General features: G+C 44.3%; 18 protein-coding genes and 1 tRNA gene. 11 read left to right on the forward strand and 8 right to left on the reverse strand.

All coding sequences use genetic code 11. From position 1 onward, the window contains the following. Positions 1-14: 14 nt before the first annotated feature. Positions 15-272, reverse strand: a complete 258-nt coding sequence (locus BEL04_RS24295; RefSeq protein WP_175404061.1) for a hypothetical protein — start codon at positions 270-272, stop codon at positions 15-17. Here BEL04_RS24295 and map point away from each other — a divergent pair. Beyond that, positions 259-1023 carry a type I methionyl aminopeptidase gene (map, locus tag BEL04_RS11205; RefSeq protein ID WP_066003779.1) on the forward strand — a complete coding sequence of 255 codons (765 nt, stop codon included), beginning with the start codon at positions 259-261 and terminating at the stop codon, positions 1021-1023. The two genes, BEL04_RS24295 and map, sit on opposite strands and share 14 nt — an antisense overlap. Here the strand turns inward: map and BEL04_RS11210 are convergent. Genes BEL04_RS11210 through BEL04_RS11220 form a run of 3 tightly spaced genes read right to left on the reverse strand, consistent with a single transcriptional unit; the run spans position 1020 to position 3425 of the window. Further along, positions 1020-1694: a M24 family metallopeptidase gene (locus BEL04_RS11210; protein WP_066005184.1), complete on the reverse strand. Its 675-nt coding sequence runs from the start codon at positions 1692-1694 to the stop codon at positions 1020-1022. The two genes, map and BEL04_RS11210, sit on opposite strands and share 4 nt — an antisense overlap. Positions 1695-1713: 19 nt before the next feature. After that, positions 1714-2838, reverse strand: a complete 1125-nt coding sequence (locus BEL04_RS11215) for a DUF2911 domain-containing protein (RefSeq protein WP_066003780.1) — start codon at positions 2836-2838, stop codon at positions 1714-1716. After that, positions 2835-3425, reverse strand: a complete 591-nt coding sequence (locus BEL04_RS11220; protein WP_066003782.1) for a cysteine hydrolase family protein — start codon at positions 3423-3425, stop codon at positions 2835-2837. The genes BEL04_RS11215 and BEL04_RS11220 overlap by 4 nt, the downstream gene beginning before the upstream one ends. Positions 3426-3509: 84 nt before the next feature. Between BEL04_RS11220 and BEL04_RS11225 the strand changes: the two genes are divergently transcribed. Continuing rightward, positions 3510-4373 (forward strand): LysR family transcriptional regulator, encoded by an 864-nt coding sequence (locus BEL04_RS11225; RefSeq protein ID WP_066003784.1) that lies wholly within the window; start codon positions 3510-3512, stop codon positions 4371-4373. A gap of 103 nt (positions 4374-4476) precedes the next feature. Continuing rightward, positions 4477-6351: a hypothetical protein gene (locus tag BEL04_RS11230; RefSeq protein ID WP_066003787.1), complete on the forward strand. Its 1875-nt coding sequence runs from the start codon at positions 4477-4479 to the stop codon at positions 6349-6351. 1 nt (position 6352) lies between these two features. Here the strand turns inward: BEL04_RS11230 and BEL04_RS11235 are convergent, their stop codons facing one another. Further along, positions 6353-7093, reverse strand: a complete 741-nt coding sequence (locus BEL04_RS11235) for a glycosyltransferase family 2 protein (RefSeq protein WP_066003790.1) — start codon at positions 7091-7093, stop codon at positions 6353-6355. A 232-nt stretch (positions 7094-7325) separates the two neighbouring features. Between BEL04_RS11235 and BEL04_RS11240 the strand changes: the two genes are divergently transcribed. Next, positions 7326-7397, forward strand: a tRNA-Glu gene (locus BEL04_RS11240). Between the two features lie 393 nt (positions 7398-7790). Here the strand turns inward: BEL04_RS11240 and BEL04_RS11245 are convergent. Beyond that, entirely contained in the window at positions 7791-8564 is a 774-nt protein-coding gene (locus BEL04_RS11245) for a hypothetical protein (RefSeq protein ID WP_066003792.1), read from the reverse strand. A gap of 461 nt (positions 8565-9025) precedes the next feature. On the opposite strand from BEL04_RS11245, the gene BEL04_RS11255 reads away from it, so the two are divergent. From BEL04_RS11255 to BEL04_RS11275, 4 genes are all read left to right on the forward strand, one after another. Beyond that, a complete protein-coding gene (locus BEL04_RS11255; protein WP_066003796.1) occupies positions 9026-9565 on the forward strand; it encodes a hypothetical protein in 540 nt (179 codons plus the stop codon). A 625-nt stretch (positions 9566-10190) separates the two neighbouring features. Continuing rightward, positions 10191-10976 (forward strand): sensor histidine kinase, encoded by a 786-nt coding sequence (locus BEL04_RS11265; protein ID WP_066003804.1) that lies wholly within the window; start codon positions 10191-10193, stop codon positions 10974-10976. A 6-nt stretch (positions 10977-10982) separates the two neighbouring features. Beyond that, positions 10983-11636 carry a response regulator transcription factor gene (locus BEL04_RS11270; RefSeq protein WP_066003806.1) on the forward strand — a complete coding sequence of 218 codons (654 nt, stop codon included), beginning with the start codon at positions 10983-10985 and terminating at the stop codon, positions 11634-11636. Positions 11637-11989: 353 nt separating this feature from the next. After that, positions 11990-13273 (forward strand): glycoside hydrolase family 28 protein, encoded by a 1284-nt coding sequence (locus tag BEL04_RS11275; RefSeq protein ID WP_066003810.1) that lies wholly within the window; start codon positions 11990-11992, stop codon positions 13271-13273. Positions 13274-13279: 6 nt separating this feature from the next. Here BEL04_RS11275 and BEL04_RS11280 read toward each other — a convergent pair whose 3' ends face one another. After that, entirely contained in the window at positions 13280-14206 is a 927-nt protein-coding gene (locus tag BEL04_RS11280) for a lysophospholipid acyltransferase family protein (RefSeq protein ID WP_083227885.1), read from the reverse strand. A gap of 65 nt (positions 14207-14271) precedes the next feature. Here BEL04_RS11280 and BEL04_RS11285 point away from each other — a divergent pair, with 65 nt between their 5' ends. Continuing rightward, on the forward strand, positions 14272-14757 hold the full coding sequence (locus BEL04_RS11285) for a YdeI/OmpD-associated family protein (protein WP_066003811.1): 486 nt from the start codon (positions 14272-14274) through the stop codon (positions 14755-14757). On the opposite strand, the gene BEL04_RS11290 is transcribed toward BEL04_RS11285, so the two are convergent. Beyond that, a complete protein-coding gene (locus BEL04_RS11290; RefSeq protein ID WP_066003812.1) occupies positions 14758-15927 on the reverse strand; it encodes a serine hydrolase in 1170 nt (389 codons plus the stop codon). Between the two features lie 237 nt (positions 15928-16164). Here BEL04_RS11290 and BEL04_RS11295 point away from each other — a divergent pair, with 237 nt between their 5' ends. Further along, positions 16165-17772: a DUF6377 domain-containing protein gene (locus tag BEL04_RS11295; RefSeq protein WP_139113012.1), complete on the forward strand. Its 1608-nt coding sequence runs from the start codon at positions 16165-16167 to the stop codon at positions 17770-17772. A 586-nt stretch (positions 17773-18358) separates the two neighbouring features. Next, the gene (locus BEL04_RS11300; RefSeq protein ID WP_066003813.1) at positions 18359-21340 is read left to right on the forward strand and encodes a SusC/RagA family TonB-linked outer membrane protein; all 2982 of its coding nucleotides are present in this window, start codon (positions 18359-18361) and stop codon (positions 21338-21340) included. Positions 21341-21342 lie beyond the last annotated feature (2 nt).

The raw sequence follows: 21342 nt of genomic DNA on the forward strand, positions 1-21342 counted from the left end.
CAGAAGCCAGCCTGCTAACATAAGCGTCTGCCACAACGGAGCTGACGAATAAAGACTTCTCGTTCGTTTGCAGATGAGATGAAATGCGCGGTGTTTTCAATCGCATATAAATCGGCTAAAAAGTTAGGCTTTAATCCTGTTTGCTCTACCTGAAAAAGCAGATCGCCTTCAACACAAGTTGGAGGCTTTTTGTTTTTAGCATGGTAACATGGTGTGCCGTTATTAATTACTAATTTTGCTCCATATAACAAATTAATAATGTCGATATCCACCGAAAACGAAAGGACAGGGATACAGCAGGCAAGCGATGCTGTAGCCATTACTTTGAAGAAGATGCGCGAGTATGCCAAGCCCGGTATCTCTACAAAGGAGCTCGACGAATATGGCGGCGGGTTGCTGGCGCAATTGGGTGCACGGTCTGCACCTGCATTAACTTATAATTTTCCGGGCTTTACCTGCATAAGTGTTAACGAGGAAGCCGCGCATGGCGTACCATCTCATCATAAGATATTGAAAGACGGCGACCTGGTCAATATCGATGTATCGGCAGAGTTGAACGGTTACTGGGCCGATAATGGCGGTTCGTTTGTGATTGGGCAAGACATCCACGGTCACGGCAAACTGGTAGCCGCATCAAAAGAGATATTAAAAAAAGCGATCGGCAGCATTAAAGGTGGTGTCAGGATATCGGAGGTTGGCCGGCTGATCGAAACCGAAGCCAAAAAAGCAGGTTACACGGTCATCAAGAACCTCACCGGGCACGGCGTAGGCCGCAGCCTGCACGAAGAGCCGCACGAGATTGCCAACTATTGCGACAGGTTTAACACCATCCGTTTTAAAAAGAATTCGGTAGTGGCAATTGAGACCTTTATCTCAACACGGTCGACCATAGCCAATACCGGAGCTGATGGCTGGACGCTAACCGGTAATAAAGGCGGCTTTATTGCACAGCACGAACATACCATTATGGTCACCGATGGGCTGCCCGTAATATTTACCGCACAGAACGGCATTTGGGATTAATTTAATAACTGCTCGAAAAAACCGCCGATATTTTTTTCCCTGTCCACAAAGTGGATCTCCAGGATCCAATGTCTCGGTTTACCTTCCGGATCGTTTTGCAAAATACCGGCGTGATTATCGGGGTGTATATCCAAACCCAAATCATCCGGGGCAAGCTGCTCATGCGGATAATGCCCAACGATATGGCCGCCTATTTCGCCTGCATACTCCCAGCCATACTTTTTTGCCAGTTGGGTTAAATAGTTAAAGTATGCCGCACCGGTAAGGTTGTTTTGCCCGGCATACCAGGCCCTCGCTTCGTGCCAGGCGGTTTCAATATCGCTTTTCAGCTTCAGCTTTAACGGGTCATTGCCAATAACGTAAGTCCTGCCCAGGTCAGCCTCCCAGCCGTCGACAACCGGGCCGAAATCTACAATCACCATATCGTCGTTCTGAATGACCACATCAGGCGGGTTACTGCTATAAGGCTGCAGCGTGTTTACGCCTGCCCGTACAATTTTTTTATGCCAAAACTCCTCTATTCCAAATTCGTTTTTAGCTAATTCCACTATCTCTGTTATCAGTTCGCTTTCGGTTTTACCGGGTGCTATTAATCCGCGCCCTTCGATAGCGGCAAACAGTTCTTTTGATCTTTGTTCGGCAAGGGCCAGTTTTTGTTTAGTGTTGTTCATACCATTTATTGCTATGCCGTTAATCATTCATATCCTTTCCGTTTTGCAAATCCCTTACGTTCTTTTCAATTAACAGCTTATTACCGCCTTTGGCCTGTAGCAATGCCTTTTGTGCAAACGTAAGCGCCTTTTTATAATCGCCCAGGGCCGAGTACCCGCTTGCCATGCCTATATTGGTAAAAAGCGAATTAGGGTGTTTATCGTAATTCATTTTAAATATCTCGAAGGCCTCTTTTGGCTTTTTGGCATCTACCAGGCCTGCCGCGTAGGTGTATGCCTGTATCTGGCTTGCAAAAGGCATGGCCTTCTTCATTACATCAGCAGCTTCGGTACCGCGCCCCAACTGCTCAAGGATGCTTGCTTTGGTTTGCCAGGCGTAAAAGCTTTCGGTACCGCCAAATGTTACGCTGGTAGCGCTATCGGCCCACATTAAAGCCTGCGGCAGGTTGGTTTTATTTTGCGCACAATAGGCGGCGGCCTGGTTCCAGGCTTCCCACGATTCGGGCAGGGCCTTATCTCCGCGAAGCTCCTTGCGGAACGACGCGATCTGCGTAGCGATCACATCCACCTCAACCTTAAACGGGATGACCAGTTTTTCCCACTGTAATTGAATGGTAGCGCTTTCGGGGGTTTGATCGGTAAACTCATATTTAAGCCATTCAACACTTTTATCGGTTTTTATGGGCTTTACGGTTACACGTAAAGCATCTTCGGCCGGGTCGTAAAAAAAATTACCCCACGATGTCGAATTTTTTGAAAAGATCAACGTGCATTCGCCCGGGTCATAAGCTACAAAAAAGCCATATTTGCCGGCCGGCAGATCGTACCCTTCAATTTTAACATCGGTGGTAAATTCGATGGTGGTATTCTCATTGGCACCGGCACGCCAGGGAGCCGGCTTTTTAGCGCCGTAGCCCAGTTCGGTATAACCTACCGGGATGAGTTCGCCCCAGATATGGCCCTCTCTTTTTTTAACACCCGGGCGGTTGTAGCGGATCATGACATCGGTTATGCCGATCTCTTCGCTTACCGTTGCCCGTTTATTGCCGCCTCGGGGCAGTGAGGTTAGTTGTGCTTTAACCCATCCGGTAAAAGATACCTGGAAAGCAAGAATGAGCAAAAGCAATGTAAGATGTTTTTTCATGATGATATGTTTTGTTTTATAAAATCGGTAGTTACAATTGTTGCAAACTCATCGCTTAAGCTGGCTAATGCCGTTTGGTGGATCAGTTCGGCCGGATAGTTTTGCCCGTCGATACCTTTTTTGTTGAACGTAGCAGTTGCATCGGCAACCAAAAAGGTTTGATAGCCTAAATTACCTGCCATGCGGGTAGTGGTGGAGATGCAATGATCGGTGGTGAGGCCTGCAATAACCAGTGTGGTACTGCCCGCATCGTTGAGCCGCTGTTGCAGGCCTGTACCGATAAAGGCGCTGTTTACATTTTTTTTGATGACCGGCTCTCCCTGCGCCGGTTTGATCAGCTCGTGAAATTGATTGCCGGGCTTTGACTCATGCAGCGGCGAACGCGGGTTAGTTGAACAATGCGCCACATGAAAAACAGGCAAACCCATAGCCCGCCAGGCGTTTAATAATTCGCTGGCCCGTAATTCGGCATCCGGGTTGTTTCGCTCATCTCCCCAATAGGCTACATCGGCAAATCCTTTTTGTATATCAACCAATAGCAATGCAGGGCGTTGTGCTATACTTATTGTTTTTTCTGATGCTTTCATGTGATCTGTACCTGCAAATCACGGCTGTTTAAATGATAAAATAAAATGCTTAATTTTGATTAATTGATAAATATTTTTGATCAAATGGATTTTCAGCAGCTAAAAAATTACCTGGTTTTATGCGAGACCCTTAATTTTAGAAAGGCCGCCGCGCAGATCAACATAGTTCAACCGGCGTTGAGCAGGCAAATACAATTGCTGGAAAATGAAATAGGCGCCCTACTTTTTGACAGGGGTAAACGCAGTGTGACTCTAACAGAAGCGGGTATTTTTTTCAGGCACGAGGCCGAACGCATCGTGCACGATCTGGATAAAACCATCATCAAGACAGCACAGGTGCATAACGGCGAGGCAGGCGAGCTCAGGGTTACGCACGCCAGCTCGGCCATGAATACGGTAGTGCCCGGCTTTTTGGTTAAGATGAAGGATAAATGGCCGAACCTGAAAACTATCGTACAAGAAACATCCAACCAACAGCAACTGGAAACGCTGCTGGCGCGAAAAACGGATATAGGTATAGCTCCTAATATTATTTTACCATCGGCTGTAAACTCCAAGATACTATATCGCGAAAACTTTGTTTTGATCTTGCCGGTCAGCCATCCCCTTAAGGAAAATGAGCCTGCCAGCATAATCGACTTAAAAAATGAGACATTTATCTTGCCGCAGCTTGCAACCGGAGCAGGTTATGTTGAAGCCATATTACAGATTTGCCAGGATGCCGGGTTTAAGCCCAAAGTAGCGCACGAGTCGGCGCACTCGACAGGGGTATTGCGCCTGGTTGAAGCCGGGTTGGGGATTTCGATCGAGCCGGTTTCGTCGGTGCGCGGTGCAAACATGAACGTAAAACTCATGGAGCTGAAGAACCTTCCGCAAAAAGTAACGATGACACTTTTTTGGCTGCGCAGCCGCGATGAAGAATTAGCCAGGTTTATACAAATGTTTTAAAAGTGGTTGGTTAAAATATTTGATAGTTTGCATGCTAAGCAACCAAGTCCAACTTATTCCGTAATATCATTAATTTAACGGCAGTCTGGCCCCATAAACTACGATGTTCAACCCCAAAAAACCATTGCAGGCCACTTTTATCTGGCCTTGTTTTGCAGCCTTACTGGCTATCTGCATGGTAAATACGCCTTTTGCGATACATCCCCAACTGGTTGATAAAGGCCCGAGCTGGCTGGGGCTTGATGTGTCGTGGACGATGACCTTAAATTATGCGCTGGCAAAACATATGGTTTGGGGTAAGGATATTCTGTACACTTACGGACCGCTGGCTTTCTTTTCTACCAGGGTTGGTTTTGGTATTTCGAAATGGCTTTTCCTGTTGTTTGATGGCTTTATGGTCGTTAATTTTTATTTCGTTTTTAGCGATTTTATCAAAAATCAGGCAGATAAATTTCTGGCGGCGGCGATATTGATCTGCATCTTGCTCGTGGTTAACCCCTTTTTCGGGTCCGACCTGTCGTGGGTTGTATTTTTCTTCATCATTTACTGGATGAAAAAAACTTTTGATGATCAACGCCCGGTTTTCCTCGGCATCCTGATCGTGCTTGCTGTGCTGGCCTTTTATATCAAAATGAACACCGGCCTCATCGGCATCGTACTCATGGGCGCACATTTTATCAATCTGCTCATCCATAAAAAAATAACCCGGGTAAAATTATTGTTCAACCTTTTGCTCTTCATAAGCCTTGTTATTTTATCGGCAATGCTGCTGCATGTTTCGGTATTTAGCTACATATCCGGCTCGTTCGAGATCATCAAAGGTTATAACGATATCATGTACCTGGATGAAAGCCATTATCATATCGAATACAACCTTTACCTGTTGTTTTTTGCCATGTTGCTATGGTTCGGCTATCAATTGTGGCGGCAGTTACGGGAGAAGAAATTTAAACACATGCTGTATCCTGTTGCCTGCATCATCTTTATCTTTTTGTTGCAAAAGCAATCCATACTGCGTAACGATGTGCAACATTTATACGAGTATTTTTCTATCGCGCCGCTTATATTGATAGTTGGTTTTGATGGGATAACTGTCAAAAAACCACAGTTAAAATATGCGCTGATCATAATTGTATTCGCCCTCTTCTTTGTTGCCGAAACCCGGACCATCGACGTATCGGCTATTACCCGTGTAATCGGCCCGAAGGATTATGCAAAACAATTTGGCGAATATAATACGATCACCTGCTTCGACCAGGCCGGCAAGCGCTATATGCCACAGCCTGTGCTGGCCCAGATCGGCAAAAAAACAGTTGATGTCTTCCCATGGGATGGGGAATATGCCATGGAGAATAAGCTCAATTATAGCCCCAGGCCGGTCTTTCAATCTTTTTCGGTTTACACCGCCACTCTGGAGGGAAAGAACTACGAGCATTATACAAAACAGGCCCCGGAGTTTCTGATATACGATTACGACGCGATTGATAACCGTTACCCATTTAACGACGAAAGCCTGGTCAATCTTTTTATCCTGAAAAATTATACCCTGGTTGATACATTCACATCGAACGAAAGGCCCCGGTTGGTTTTACAACGGCGTACTCCTGCCATCCCTTTAAGTTTCACTACCGTTAAAAAACAAACATTCCCCATCAAAGATGCTATCAATACCGATGGCTTTAACTTCATCAAACTGGATATTAGCTATACCCTTACCGGCAGCTTAAAAGCGCTGCTCCACAGGCCGCCGCATTTGCAGATAAGTTATATGCGCGGCGACGGTAAATGGTTTGCCTATAAAACATCGGTGGAGTTGCTCAAGTCAGGCCTGTATGTTGGTAATATGATCACCAACGATGCCGAATATACTGATCTGATAACCGGGAAACATCCGGCTGCTATCAGGAAAATAAGCCTTCAGTATGATGGCCGTTATTTTAAGGAGGATGGAACTTTGGAAGCTTTCATAGTAAAGTAGCTTACCATTTCTTTTTAAAATCGCCTTTGGTGAAGAACTTTTCAATCAGTACATATAACAAAATAAAAAGGTAGCGGCTACCCATTTCGCGGATGTCGAGGTTGGATTTGGTGGCTTCGCGGTTGCGCCACGAATTTGGTAGTATCTTATATGAATAGCCACGCACTATTGCCTTTAGCGGCAGCTCGATGGTTAAGTTAAAATGCGGGGCTAAAAAAGGCTTTACGCCCTCAATTGCACTTCTTTTGTACAATTTAAAAGCATTGGTGGTATCGTTATACCGTATGCCCAGGCATACTCTGATGATCATATTAGCGGTGCGGTTGATCCATAATTTAATACGCGGGTAATCATAGATCTTCCCTCCTTTTATAAAGCGTGAACCAAATACGCAATCCACATTTTCGGCAATCATGGTTCGGTAAAAGTGGATCAGGTCGGCCGGGTCGTCAGACAGGTCGGCCATCATCACCGCCACGCAATCGCCGGTAAAGCGCTCAAGGCCATACCTTACCGCATAGCCAAAACCATGCGGGCCGGGATTTGTATAATAAGTAAGGGTATTGATCTGCTGCGAAAGTTTGGCCAGGATGTTTTCGGTATCGTCTTTCGAGTTATCATTAATAACAACCAGTTCATGGTCGATATTTTCGGCGAGGAGTGCCTTATGTACAACCGTCAGGGTTTCGCCAATGAGGCTTTCCTCGTTGTGTGCGGGGATAACAACACTGAGTTTAAGCATAGCGCTCCCCCATCCACAAAACACACCGGAAGCCTTCCAATAAAATACAGGTACTAAACAGGTTCAACATCAATAACCATACGGTTGCCAGATGGTAGTGGTTGCCCGTAAATGCAGCAAAAATCACATGCCCGAGAATATTGTATTTATGTTTTTGAAATAGCAAAATTCCGCTATATTTGCACCCGGTTTAAGCGAAATGCCAGTTTGGTTTGCTTAAACTTAAAATAATGGCCCGTTCGTCTAGGGGTTAGGACGCAAGATTTTCATTCTTGAAACAGGGGTTCGATTCCCCTACGGGCTACTTGGTCACTAAAGACCATAAAAAGGAATAGGGTAGCGTCATTCGTGGCACTACAGATTCAAAAGAACTGAAAACCGCTCCGAGAGCGTGCTTTCAAATTAGGTTAGATTCCCTGAGGGACCATCAAAAGCATTGTCAAAGCTTTGAAAAGCCTGCAAATCCTTGATTTGTGGGCTTTTTTAATTCATCCCAATAGTCAAAGTTTTAAAAAACAATCAAAGTTTTAGTCGCGTCATTCGTGCGTCCTAAAGTTTTCAAAAAACACGCAATCGTCTAAAGTACAGTGATAAAAGCAAAACCCCAATTCTATATAAAGAATCAGGGTCTTACTTTGGGTGACCGCCGGGCTATAAAACAAACGCACAAAAATGCCTTTGTGCAAGTTTAAGAACTTTAGCGGCTGGCAAGACTAACAAAGCCAAGACCCATGGTTGGCGCTATTTGTGTTAGCGTTTGGTCGAAGGTTTGGTATGTCCAAATTCCATCATTGCCATATGTAGTTAAATAGATGGTTTTATCCAACATAATTAAGCCCAAAAAGCCGTAGCCCTTTGTTCCCGGAAGTTGGAGGGGCCTGCTAAGGCTTTCTATTCTGTATGTCCAAATGCCATCACTGCCTTGTGTGGTTAAATAAAGCGTTCCGTTAACGGCTATTATTCCGTTAAAACCGAACCCTTCAGTCGGCACCAGTTGCCTTGCTTTGTCAGCACTGCCAAGCACATATTTCCATATACCACCACTATCGCGCGCGGTCATATACAGTGTGTGGCCTTGAGCTACTATTCCGTTAAAGCCCAGCCCTTCCGTTCCTTCAATTTGCTCCGGTTTTTCATAGTCGTCAATTTGGTATTTCCATATACCGCCTTTGCCTTGCCCGGTCAGGTAAAGTGTGTTCTCAATAGCTGTTAAGGCGTCAAAACCAAAGCCGGCAGTATGTTCTAATTGAACGGGCAAGCCTGTGCTACCAATTTCATATTTCCATATACCGTCGGTGCTGCCATTGGTAGTTAGATAAAGGGTGTTGCCAATTAATATTTCAGCCTTAAAACCGTATGGCGCTGTTGCCGCTAATTGTACGGGTTTATCAGGGGTATCGATCTTGTAGGTCCAGATACCGGCAGTGCCTTTTGCAGTCAGATAAAGGCTTTTGTTTTTTTCAGTGCTCATGATTTTTACAGATTTTAGGTTTTTACTTTTTGTTGTTAATTTAATTAGCAGCCTGTGCGCCATTAATGCCGCCACATACCATTTCGACTTGAAATTTTATAAGTCGCCTATATCCCGCGACAGGCGGTCAAATGGGTTTTGGTATATGTTGGGTTTAAGAGCCTTCTGTTTACTGCTTGTTTATCATTATAATTTTTAAGTTGTTTTTAACCGGTGGTGCATGCTTATCAACAGGAGCTAAGGTAGGCGGCCTCTAAATCCTGGAGAAGGCTATAAACAGGGTATTGAACACTGGTTTTATCCTATGTTTTTAAAGGAGGAAAAAGGTGGTGTAAAGAGGTTTTTAGCCAGGCAAAAAAGAGATTTTGACCCTTGGGTATGAAAGTTGAATTTTATTGCTTTGTTATGAATTTATTATTACTATTTTTTCACTTATTATTTAAACTAAACCCAACAAAACAATGAAAACATTGATCGCTATTTTATCTGCAGCACTACTATTAAACGCGTGCAAGTCCTCGGTAAACAACACCACCCAGGTTGCGGCCGATACTGCACTGAACGACACCATTATTAGCGTTAATGTCGCAAAACGACTGATTAATAATTTTGGCCCGCGTTCGTTAAAAAAAGATAAAAACTGGGCCGATACCCGGAGTGTATGGTTCCCGATAGGTAGATTAAAAAAACTTATTGATACCATAGAAAAGGACGGTGGCGATGGTATACGTTTTTATTTTGCTGCTTATGATAAGACAAAAATGAACGACATACATATTGACAGTACTTACTGGGATCATGCTACGCTGGTTATGGTTTCAACAACCAAGCTGAGGACAACGAACGGAGGCCCTAAAGTGCATTTGGACAATACAGAGCCGGCAAAGAAGGGCCATGTATTTACCTTTAAGGCATCTCCGGAAAACCAGGGCGAGATGTGCCCGCCGCCATCAAATTGCGACGTCGTTGGAGCCACGTTAGTTGATAGCAATATTAAATAAACATGCAGGCGTACATTACCATAAACACCACGGCAGAGTTTTTTTGCCTAATGGTAAGTTTGTTTTGCTTATATAAAGATAAGGCCCCCGTATGGCGGGCCTTTATCTTATTTTTGCTTATAACCTGCATGGTAGAAGGTATAGGTATTTATGTACACCATACATTACGGCAACCAAACTTTGCAGTTTATAATGTTTTTTTACCGGTTGAATGCTTTGTTCAAAATTGCTTTTTTTACTATTTGTACAAGCCTTATCATAGCCATAAAAAACTGCTTGTTGCATGGCTCAGCCTATTCGCGGTTTTCTATTTTTCAGAATTAATAATTCTCCATTTTAAGGCATTTACTTCAGTAACCTCAACACTGTTGTCGGTACAATTAATTTTGGCGTCGGTTTACTATTACTATCTATTACTAAAAGAAGAAAAATACAGGCGATTATCCGCTTACGCACCATTTTGGTGGGTAAACGGCACTATTTGTTTTTATTTTGGCGGCGTAGCCACTAATGTTTTTTTTAGCTACCTGGTGCAGTATCCCGGGGTTTTCACGCATTCGGCCAGGTACATTGTTTTTAATATTTTAAATGTTATCTTATATTCAAGCTGGGCTTATTCATTTATATGCAGATACAGGCAAAAGACCTCACGTTCCTCGTTCTAATATCTTGTGTAATTTTTTTAATTGCCCCTGTAGCTATTATCATTTACGTAATTTTATACAACCACCGGAAAAAGAAACATAAAGAAGAGAAAGAATGGTTGAAAACCACTTTCGAAAATGAGCTTTTAAAAAGCCAGATGGAAGTTCGGGAACAAACTATGCAAACAATTGCCGGTAACCTGCACGACAATATTGGCCAGCTGCTTAGCTTAACAATTGTTACGCTAAGTACCATTAATCCCAACGATCCATCGCGGGTTGCAAAAAAAGTTGAATCGGCTACACAACTGGCAAAACGGGCAACAAATGAACTGCGGCAGCTATCCAGGTTAATTCACGGGCAGGAACTAATTAGCTTGGGCCTTGCCGAAGCCATCAAGTTCGAACTCGACTATTTAAGGGCGGCAATGCTGCATGAAATAACCTTCGACAGTAATTATGTGCCGAAGGGGGAACGGTCAGATAAGGAGATCATACTTTTTCGCACGTTTCAGGAAGTACTAAACAACATTATACGCCATGCCGAAGCTACCGCAATTAATGTTGCTATAAAGCAGGAGGAGCCGTATTTGACACTGTTAATAAAAGACAACGGGAATGGGTTTGTTGAAGAAGAGGTGCTAAAAGAAAAAAAAGGGATGGGGCTGTTTAATATCCAAAAAAGAGCGGCCTTAATTTCTGGAGATGTCAGTATTATTACCGTACCCGGATCGGGCACTGAAGTAAAAATTCGTATACCGTATTAATAAAGCATGGAAAATAAAATAATACCGATTGCTATTGTTGATGATCATACCCTTTTTAGGCAGGGAATAGCCAGCTTGCTATCAGAAAATGAAGAAATAACAATTGTATTTGACGTAGCCAACGGATCACAGCTGAAAGAAAAAATAGCAAAACAAGCTTTACCGGAGGTTGTGTTGATGGATATTACTATGCCCCTGGTAAATGGCTTTGAGGCAACGCTGTGGCTAAAGCAAAATTACCCATCGGTAAAGGTGTTGGCCTTAAGTACATTTGAGGAAGACGAGCCAATTATAAAAATGTTAAAGAACGGTGCGGGCGGTTATATACTTAAAGAATCGAACGCTTCCGACCTCTTCTACGCGATCAAAACCATTGCCGAGCACGGCTTCTTTTTGAACCGCCTTGTTTCGGGCAAGTTGCTACGCTCTATTCAGGATAATACCCTTACAACCGGGCCTGTTAATGAATTAACAGCGAACGAGATTAGATTTCTGGAACTCTGCTGCTCTGAGCTTACCTATAAAGAAATAGCAGAAAAAATGTGCCTGAGCCCGCATACCATTGATAATTACAGGGACGCCTTGTTTAACCGCTTCGAGATTAAATCGAGAACTGGGCTGGTATTGTTCGCCTTGAAAAATAATATAGCAAAATTCTAACTACCCCGCCCTGGCTGGCTTTGCTACAAGCAGGCCAAAACAGTTTTTTTTAATATCATAAAGCACTTTTATGCATTAACCCGTGCCTGCCGCGTTTGGCCAGCGGGTCTACACGACCGCGGGCCCCCCTTAGTACCTAACACACCATGGCGATGTTTTTTTAATATTAGCCTTTACAAAGCGTTCATCAATATTCGAAAAACCGTCTGTGGGCACAAAACATCCTTAAACTAAGCCGGCGAGCATTACCGGTCGATGATCAACTAATCCTCTGCCCATGATACCACAGGACGGTTGTTTTCCTAATCATCCGTAAGTTCGCAAAAACCAGTTTTAACCGTTATTGATCATTTATGAAAAAACATATCGCGATAGCATTGCTGCTGTTTATGCCTTTCTGCTTAACCGCATCCTTCGCCTCTGCAGGTAAAAAAAACTATAACATTGCCGAGCGTGGCGCCATTGGCGATGGCAAAACACTGAACACCAAAGCCATCCAGGCTGTTATTGATGAATGCGCCAAAAACGGCGGCGGTACGGTTATCATTCCTAAAGGTGTGTTTTTAAGCGGGGCCATCTTTTTAAAACCTGGTGTTAACATCGAAATGCAGGAAGGCTCGGTACTGCGCGGTTCGCAAAATATCGAGGATTATCCTAAACAGCCACGCCGCATCGAAGGCCATACCGAACCCTGGCGCATGGCTCTGTTGAACGCTGATAAATGCGATCACCTGCACATTACCGGTAACGGCACGCTTGATGGTAACGGCGAACCTTTCTGGAAACTGTTTTACAGCCGCCGCACCGCCGACCCTAAAACCACCAACCTGAGCGTTGAGCGCCCGCAGCTTTGCTTTATCCAAAATTGCAAGGATGTTGAAGTGAAAGGCATCACCTTTTTGAACTCAGGCTTCTGGAATTTGCACCTGTACAAAAACCAGCAGGTTAATGTTGATAACTGCCGTTTTATAGCACCCGGCGGCCGCGTGCCGGATGATCATGCACCAAGTTCTGATGGTATCGATGTGGATAGCTCACAGGATATCGATATCGGTAACTGTTTTTTTTCGACAGGTGACGACGATATCGCGCTTAAAGGCTCGAAAGGTCCGTTTGCTTTGCAGGATAAAGACAGCCCGCCGGTTGAGCGTATCCGTATCCACGATTGCGTGTTCGAAAAAGGCGGCGGTATAATGACCTGCGGCAGCGAGGCTACTTTGGTTAAAGATGTAGAGATTAAACACTGTACAGCACGCAATGTAAACGTGCTGCGCCTGAAACTGCGCCCCGATACCCCGCAGCAATACGAAAACATCAGTCTGGATGATATTACTATGGAAGGCTCGGCTACTTTATTTACCGTAGCGCCCTGGACTCAATATTTCGACCTGAAAGGCCAGCCGGCGCCAAAATCGCTGGTGCGCAACATTACCATCAGCAATGTAAAGGGTGAGGGCAGCTCTATGGGGCGTATTGCCGGTAACGCGGGCACCGAGTTCGGTACCATGACCCTGAAAAATGTAGATGTGCAATTGAAGAACACCGGCTCAGAAGCAGCTAACCTGAAAGGCCTGACCATGGAGAATGTGAAAATTAACGGCGCGGCTGTTTCAATGGCCGCACCTGCGAAACAATAGGCTACGTTATGCAGGCTTATGCTTCCACCTCCGGTGCGACCATAGCCAGTATTGGGGTTGCTGGCGGATAACCTGTTCCAGATACTGCACGTGCGTATCGGTGATCTCGTGTTCGGCGGTTTGCTTAGGCTGATCGAACAACTGTACAAAATTGCAATGGTAATGCCCGCGTTTGGTTACGCGCACATCGCAAAATACTACGACGCTGTCTGTTAGTTTGGCCAGCTTTTCTACACCTAAAAACACGGCCGTAGGCTGGTTTAAAAATGAGGTAAAGTAATTTACTTCGGGGCCACCGGGTGTTTGATCGCCTACCATTACCGTGATGCTACGTTTGTTTTTTAACTCCACCAACTTGCGCATAGTTTGCCGCATACTTACCAGCGTTGCCCCGAACCGAGAGCGCATATTGGTGAACACACTATCAAAAAATTTGTTGTTAAGCGGTTTATATACAATGACGCGCGGTTCGTCAAACAAAAGGCTGAAACGCAGTGCGCCCAGTTCCCAGTTGCCGTAATGGCCCAATACCCCGATAACACTCTTGCCATTGGCAAAAGCATTTGTAATAATTTCCTTGTTTGAGATAGTGATGCGTTTTGCGACTGCTGCCTGTGATATAGTGAGTAATTTTACTGATTCGACAAGCAGATCGGCCAGGTATTTAAAGTATTGCTTTTCGATACGGTCCCGTTCAGCGGGTGTTTTTTTGGGGAAAGCGTTACGCAGGTTATCGGCAACTACCTTGCGGCGATATTTTGCCACGTAGTACAACAGCAAAAAAATCACATCCGAAATGAGATACAGCAACCAGAAAGGCAGAAGCGATATGAGATAGAGCAAGCCTAAAAGCAAAATAGAAAAGGCTTTTTTGATCATTTTTTTTAACGGGGTAAATTGCCGTGAACGGGCAAAATTACGAAACCCCTGCATATTTTGTTGATAGTTAAAGCTAAGCGTGTTTATAATTACATAAATTAGCCTGATCAAAACGCCTTATGCCCCAAAAAACATCATATACTTTTAAAGCTGTTATCTATAAAACAGGCATCAATTATGGTGTAGATGTGCCCGCAGAGATCACCTCACGGCTTAAAGCGGTTAAAGGATATATCCGTATTAAAGGCACTGTGAACGGCATTTACTTCACTAAATCGCTTGTGCCGGTAAAAGATGCGCCATACCGTTTATATATCAATACCATCACCATCAAAAAGATAAGAGAGATGGTAGGGCAGGTGGCTCACCTTGTTATCGAACAGGATACGAGTGACCCGGAGCAGGAGCACCCCATACACCCGAAATTACTGCAGCAACTACAGCAAAATGGCCTGCTGCACCGGTTTGATGCGCTTACATTCTCCAGGCGGAAGGAAGTATTGCGTTACATCAACAACCTCAAAACTCCCGAAACGCTGGAGAAGAATATTCAAAAAGTGCTTAAACAGCTACAAGGCAATACCGCCAATGTCCGGGTACCGTGATCAGTTGACTTGTTTGATAAAGTTGTCGTACAGGCAGTTTATACTCCGGCGAAGCATCAGGCAGATATCGTCGCTGCCGGGCATAAAGGCCGGGTTGCAGCCATTGGTAATCACCACAAAACCGAACTTCTTTTTCGGTTCGAAAAACATGGCACTGTACAGCCCGTATGCCGAGCCGGTATGCCCCATCATATGTTCGCCGGCAATGAGGTCGGGTGCGCCGCGCAGGGCCAGGCCGTAGCCGCCCTCATTGTCGGATACTTTGGTCTGCATCAATTTGGAATGTTTGCGCTTCATTAGCCTCACGCCGTTGGCCTTGCCATAGTTCATGTGCATCATCATGTAGCGAGCCAGGTCGGTTGCCGATATCTTCATGCCGCCTGTTGGCGAGAATATAGGCGTACTATAACCCATTACGTAATTTTTGATCTCTTCGGTCCGCGGGTTATAAGCGCCGGGGTCGGGTGTCAGCTTATGGGTTTTGTCATCGTATTCGTATAAGGTAGCAAAACGGCTCTTATCCAGCGAATCGACACAATAACCGCCATACAAGCCCAAAGGTTCGAGCACGTGCTGTTTTACATATTGATCAAAGCGTACGCCGGTTGTTCTTTCAATTACCGTACCTACCATATTATAATTAAGGTTACAATACAAAAAACCCTTGCCCGGTTCGTAGCTGTTGTAACATTTGGCGGCGTTCGGGTTTTTATCGGGGTTGACGCCATCCAGACTAAAATAGCCCTGGCTATCGTTCAAACTCGAGGTGTGCGACATCAGCATTTTCAACGTGATAACCGTATTGGGATACTTCGGGTTCCGTACCTTAAAGCCGATCAGTTTACCAATGTCGTCATCCAGCGAAAGCTTACCGGCCTCCACCAATTGCATAATACACGTTGCCGAAAATGATTTGGATATCGACGCTATGCGGAAAATATGGTTATCGGTAAGCGGCTTGTTGCTTTCTATATCGGCATAACCAAAGGAGTGTGTATAAACGATCTGGTTATCCTTCACTACGGCCACCGAAACCCCGGCTGCGTCAAGCTCCTTCATGATCTGTGCCATACCGGCCTCTGCTTTTTGTGCCTGGCCTATTGCGGGTGATGTAATTATAAAAACTAAAAATACCGCCAATAAACTCCGGTAGCCGAATAATTTTGTCATGGTTGATGATCGTTAACAAAACTAAAGATAACAATTTCAGGATATGATGTGTACCGGTTGTTGGTATCGACGAAGGGCCGGGTACGAAAAAATATTTTTGACTTTTTGATGTTTATGCACTCCAATAGCGTTAAACATAATATCTTTACTTTTACCGGCCCGTAAACCAGTTAAAGCTTTTTTTAAGATAAACTAATTTGTATAACCTTTGTGCTTAAACAGAGTATAAAACAGCAGATGAGAATAACCTTTACCCTGATTTTTTTCTTCTTGTTTGGGATGTCATGCTTCGCACAATCTGCTGCGCTGGATAATCTGAAAGAAGAATTAAATAAAAAGGCTGTTTACGATAAGCAAAAAGAAACAACCATCAGGGTCCTTAAGCAAAAGTTGGCTGTTACCCCCAAAGTAAACCTGCAAAACGAGTATAACCTTTGCCTTAAACTGTACGATGAGTACAAATCGTACCAGTACGATTCGGCATATGTATACGCGGGCAGGCTGCAGGAGCTAAGCCATATCCTCAAATCACCTTCAAAGGAATATTACAGCAAGATCAAGATCGGTTTTATCCTGCTGTCATCGGGTATGTTCAAAGAAACGTTCGACAGCCTGCAAGGCATCGACGTCACCTCGCTCGACGACAGCGTGAAGTTTGAATACTACTCGTTGCTTACCCGGGCGTATTACGATTGTGCAGGTTACGATAACGACCATCACTACACACCCTACTACGCCGATCTGGCCAATAAATTTATCGATTCGGCCATCGCGTTAACACAGCCCAATTCGTACGATAAAATTTACCTCACAGGATACAAAAAACTCAAAAACGGTAACCTGCAGTCGGCCGAAACCGATTTTAACGAGTTATTGGATCATCATAAGCTAACTTTGCACCAAACGGCTATTGTTGCCTCAACGCTGGGGAACATCTATGCCAATGATGCTGCCCGCCGCGAACAGTGCGCCGACCTGCTGGCCCGGGCCAGCATCTGCGATATCCAGTCGTCGACCAAAGAAACGGTCGCGCTGTTTTGGCTGGCCGAATTGCTGTATAAAACCGGCGATATCAAAAACGTTTACGTATACCTGGAGCAGGCCCTGGCCGATGCCGAATTTTACGGTGCGCGCCAGCGCAAAATACAGATAGGCACGCTGCTACCTATCGTGGCTGCCGAAAAGCTTAACTACATCGAGCGCGAAAAAAGCCGCTTTTTGATCTACCTGGCATCCATAACCGCGTTGGCCTTGCTGGTCATCTGGTTTTCGATTATGTTGTCGAAACAGCTTAAAAAACTGAAAACCAAAGAGAAGATCATCGACGATAAAAACGTACAGCTCGAAAAGATCAACGAGCGGCTTACCGAAGGCACCAAGATCAAGGAGGAATACATCGGCTATTTCTTTAATGTGATATCGGGCTATATTTTACAGCTCGAAAAGCTCAAACGATCTATCGATACCAAACTGGCCATCAAAAAGTATGATGATATACAGATCATCATCGATAAGATCAATATCAAAAAAGACAGGGATAACCTGTTCTATACTTTCGATCATGTGTTCATCAAGATATTCCCCAATTTTATCGACGAGTTTAACTCCCTGTTTAAAAAAGAGGACCAGATCTGGCCCAAAGAACACGAAGTTTTAACTACCGACCTCCGCATATTCGCCCTGATGCGGATGGGCATTAACGATACCGAAACCATAGCAAAGATCCTCGAATACTCCGAAAAAACCATCTACGTCTACAAGATGCGTATCAAGGCAAAGGCCCTTGTCCCCGGCGATCAGTTCGACCACCGCATTATGGAGATCAAGGCCGTCGATCTGAAATAAATTCAGCCTCATTTTCCTTTTTTACTTGTCACCCAAAACAGCGTTTAAATTGTTTTTAAGGGCCAAAAATGCTTAAAAAAACATATAAACGGTTTATATTTTTTTGATCGCTATTTTTTATAATATATTGATTATAAATGATTTGTATTTTAAAAATGCAATATTTTTTTAAATTTTTCATAAACAAATAGCTATTCGCAATTATCCGGCACAAATTTGTATTGCTGTAGTTTATATAACAAAGCCCGACAGGGTTAACAGCGTATAAACAGGCAACCAATTTTAGAGAACCAATTTTACTGTACTAAAAATCTATTAACAAGTTTTATTGTTCGGCGCAATAGTACCCTTGACCGGATGCGCATTGCCCGAAGATTTTGCAGCCAAAAGAATTATAAACTGACCAAAACAAATTATTGCGTATGAAGACATTTTACCCGACATGAACCCAACCATGTAACAACCCTTTACATGCAAAAGCACTCAAACCAATTATAACAACAACAAAAGCTTTACCAACAACTAAGTCTTGAACAAAAAGAACGATCTGGCACAAAAGCTTAAACGAACCTAAATTTTAAATTATATGAGAAATCGTTATCTAAAAAAGTGGATGCTGTTATGCTCAATGCTCATTATCTCGGCAATGGCATTTGCACAAAACGGCAGCATTACCGGTAAAATCGTCGACGAAACCAACCAGCCTATGCCTGCGGCTACCATTGCGGTACAGGGCTCGCAAAAAAGCACCTCGTCCGACGCTAACGGTAATTATAAAATATCCGGCTTAAACAATGGCACTATAACCCTCGAGTTCAGGTTCCTGGGTTATGTTACCGTTACCCGCACCGTTACATTGAATGGTTCGGCCGTAGTTAATGTGGGTTTGCAACCTAACACCAAATCGTTAAACGAGGTTGTGGTGATTGGTTATGGTACCCAAAGTAAAAAAGATGTGAGCGGTGCAATCACCACGGTATCATCAAAAGATTTCCAGACCGGTACCGTTACTTCGCCCGAGCAATTGATCCAGGGTAAGGTAGCAGGTGTTTCTGTTACATCAAATGGGGCCCCGGGTTCGGGAAGTGCGATACGTATCCGTGGTGGAGCTTCACTAAGCGCCAGCAACGATCCGCTGATCGTGATTGATGGCGTGCCTTTGAGCAATAACGGCATCAGTGGCGCGGCTAGCGCACTTAGCCTCATCAATGCCGATGATATTGAAAGCGAAACCATTTTAAAAGATGCCGCATCAACAGCTATTTACGGTTCACGTGCATCAAACGGTGTTATACTCATCACTACCAAAAAAGGCAGCAAAGGCAGTATGGCAATCAATGTTAACCAGGAAACTTCAATAGGCACAACCGCAAAGACCATTCAGGTTTTAACTGCTGATCAGGTTCGCGCTTATGTGGCAGCTAATAAGCCTTCGCTTTCTGCTACTTTGGGCAGCGCCAATACCGACTGGCAAAAACAAATTTACCAAAACGCGTTTGCCAGCAATACCAATCTCAGTTTTTCGGGCTCAACCAAAATATTGCCTTACCGCTTATCGTTAGGTTACCTTGATCAGGATGGTCTCCTGAAAACGGATAATATCAAACGCAGTTCTGCTGCATTGCGCTTAAACCCATCGCTGCTGCACAATTCGTTAAAGATCGACCTGAACGTGAACGGTACCTACCAGCACTCCAGGTTTGCCAACACTGGTGCTATAGGCGCAGCTTTATCATTCGACCCAACCCAGCCGGTGTACGATTCCAAATCGCCTTACAATGGTTATTACGAATCGTATAACACCCCCGGTTCTGTTGCCAGCGGTTTAAACCCTAACACGCCACGTAACCCGGTTGCGCTGATCAATGACAACCATAATACCTCTGATGTTTACCGTTCGTTCGGTAACCTGATGTTAAACTATCAGTTCCCTTTCCTTAAGGCATTATCGGCAAACGCCAACTTTGGTTACGATGTTTCTAAGGGTTCAGGCCGTACAGAGGTTCCGGCAAGTGCAGCACAATCATTTACCTCGTTGGGCAACAGCACACCGTATCTGCAAAAAAACACTAATAAAACCATTGAATACTACCTGAATTATACCAGCGATCTGAAATCGATCAAAAGTACTGTTAATGCCCAGGCAGGCTATGGTTATTATGATTTTTTAACAACAACCTATAACTATCAGCCGCTAAGCGCTAACGGAAAACCAATGCCAAATACAACGGCACCGCTTTATCCGTATGGACAAGGCCAGTACACGCTGATATCCTATTACGGTCGTTTAATTTATACTTATAACGACAGGTTTACGGTACAGGGTTCAATTCGTACGGATGGTTCGTCAAAATTTGCCAAGGATAACCGCTGGGGCGTTTTCCCAGCAGCGGCGGTTTCGTACCGTCTAACCGAAGAAGATTTTCTGAAAGACAGCAAGGTGATATCTGATATGAAGATCAGGTTAGGTTATGGTGTTACCGGTCAGCAGGATGGTATCCCTTATTACAGTTACATCCCTAGCTACTCGTTAACTACTAATGATACCCAATATCAGTTTGGCAATACTTTTTACAATGGTTATACCCCATCAGCCTACGATACCAGCTTAAAATGGGAAACCACCAATACTTTTGACGGTGGTGTGGATTTTGGTTTCTTAAACCAGCGCATTTACGGCTCGGTGGATGTCTACGTGCGTAAAACTAAGGATCTGCTTTCGCGGGTGCCAATTCCGGCAGGTACGAACTTTACCAATTATTTAACAACCAACGTGGGTAATACCAACAGCAGCGGTATTGAGTTAAACCTGAATGCGGTTCCGGTTAAAACCAAAGATATTTCGTGGACGGTTAATTATAACATCGCCTTCAATTCGGTTAAAATCACTAATTTATACCTCGTTCCCGATCCATCGAGCGTGGGTGTACCTACAGGCGGTATATCGGGCGGTACCGGTAATTATGTACAATTACACGCATTGAACCATACTCCGTATTCTTTCTATTTGTATAAACAGATCATTGGTTCTAACGGCAAACCTTTAGAAGGTGTGTATGCTGATAACAATGCCGATGGTACCGTAACAGCGACCGACGAATATTTATACCATGCTTCAGCTCCTCCGGTTACCATGGGTTTCAGCACCTCGTTCAGTTACAAACACTGGAGCCTTAGCACCGTATTGCGCGCTAACCTGGGTAATTACGTTTACAATAACGTAGACGCCAACTTAGCTACAGGTGGCAGCATCATCAACAACATAGGTGTAGTTAATAATGCCACAACCGGCATTTATGCTTCAGGCTTTACCGGTTACAATTATTTGAGCGATTACTGGGTACAAAATGCCTCTTTCCTGCGTATGGATAATGTAGGGCTTGGTTACACCTTCGGTAAGTTTAACAATAAACACCTGGGCAGCCTGCGCATTACCGCCAACTGCCAGAATGTATTTGTAATAACCAATTATACCGGCCTCGATCCGGAAGTATTCTCGGGTATCGATAACAATACTTATCCGCGCCCGCGCACTTATACTTTAGGAATTAACCTTGGCATTAAATAACA

The sequence above is a fragment of the Mucilaginibacter sp. PPCGB 2223 genome, from assembly GCF_001705515.1.
GTDB lineage: Bacteria > Bacteroidota > Bacteroidia > Sphingobacteriales > Sphingobacteriaceae > Mucilaginibacter.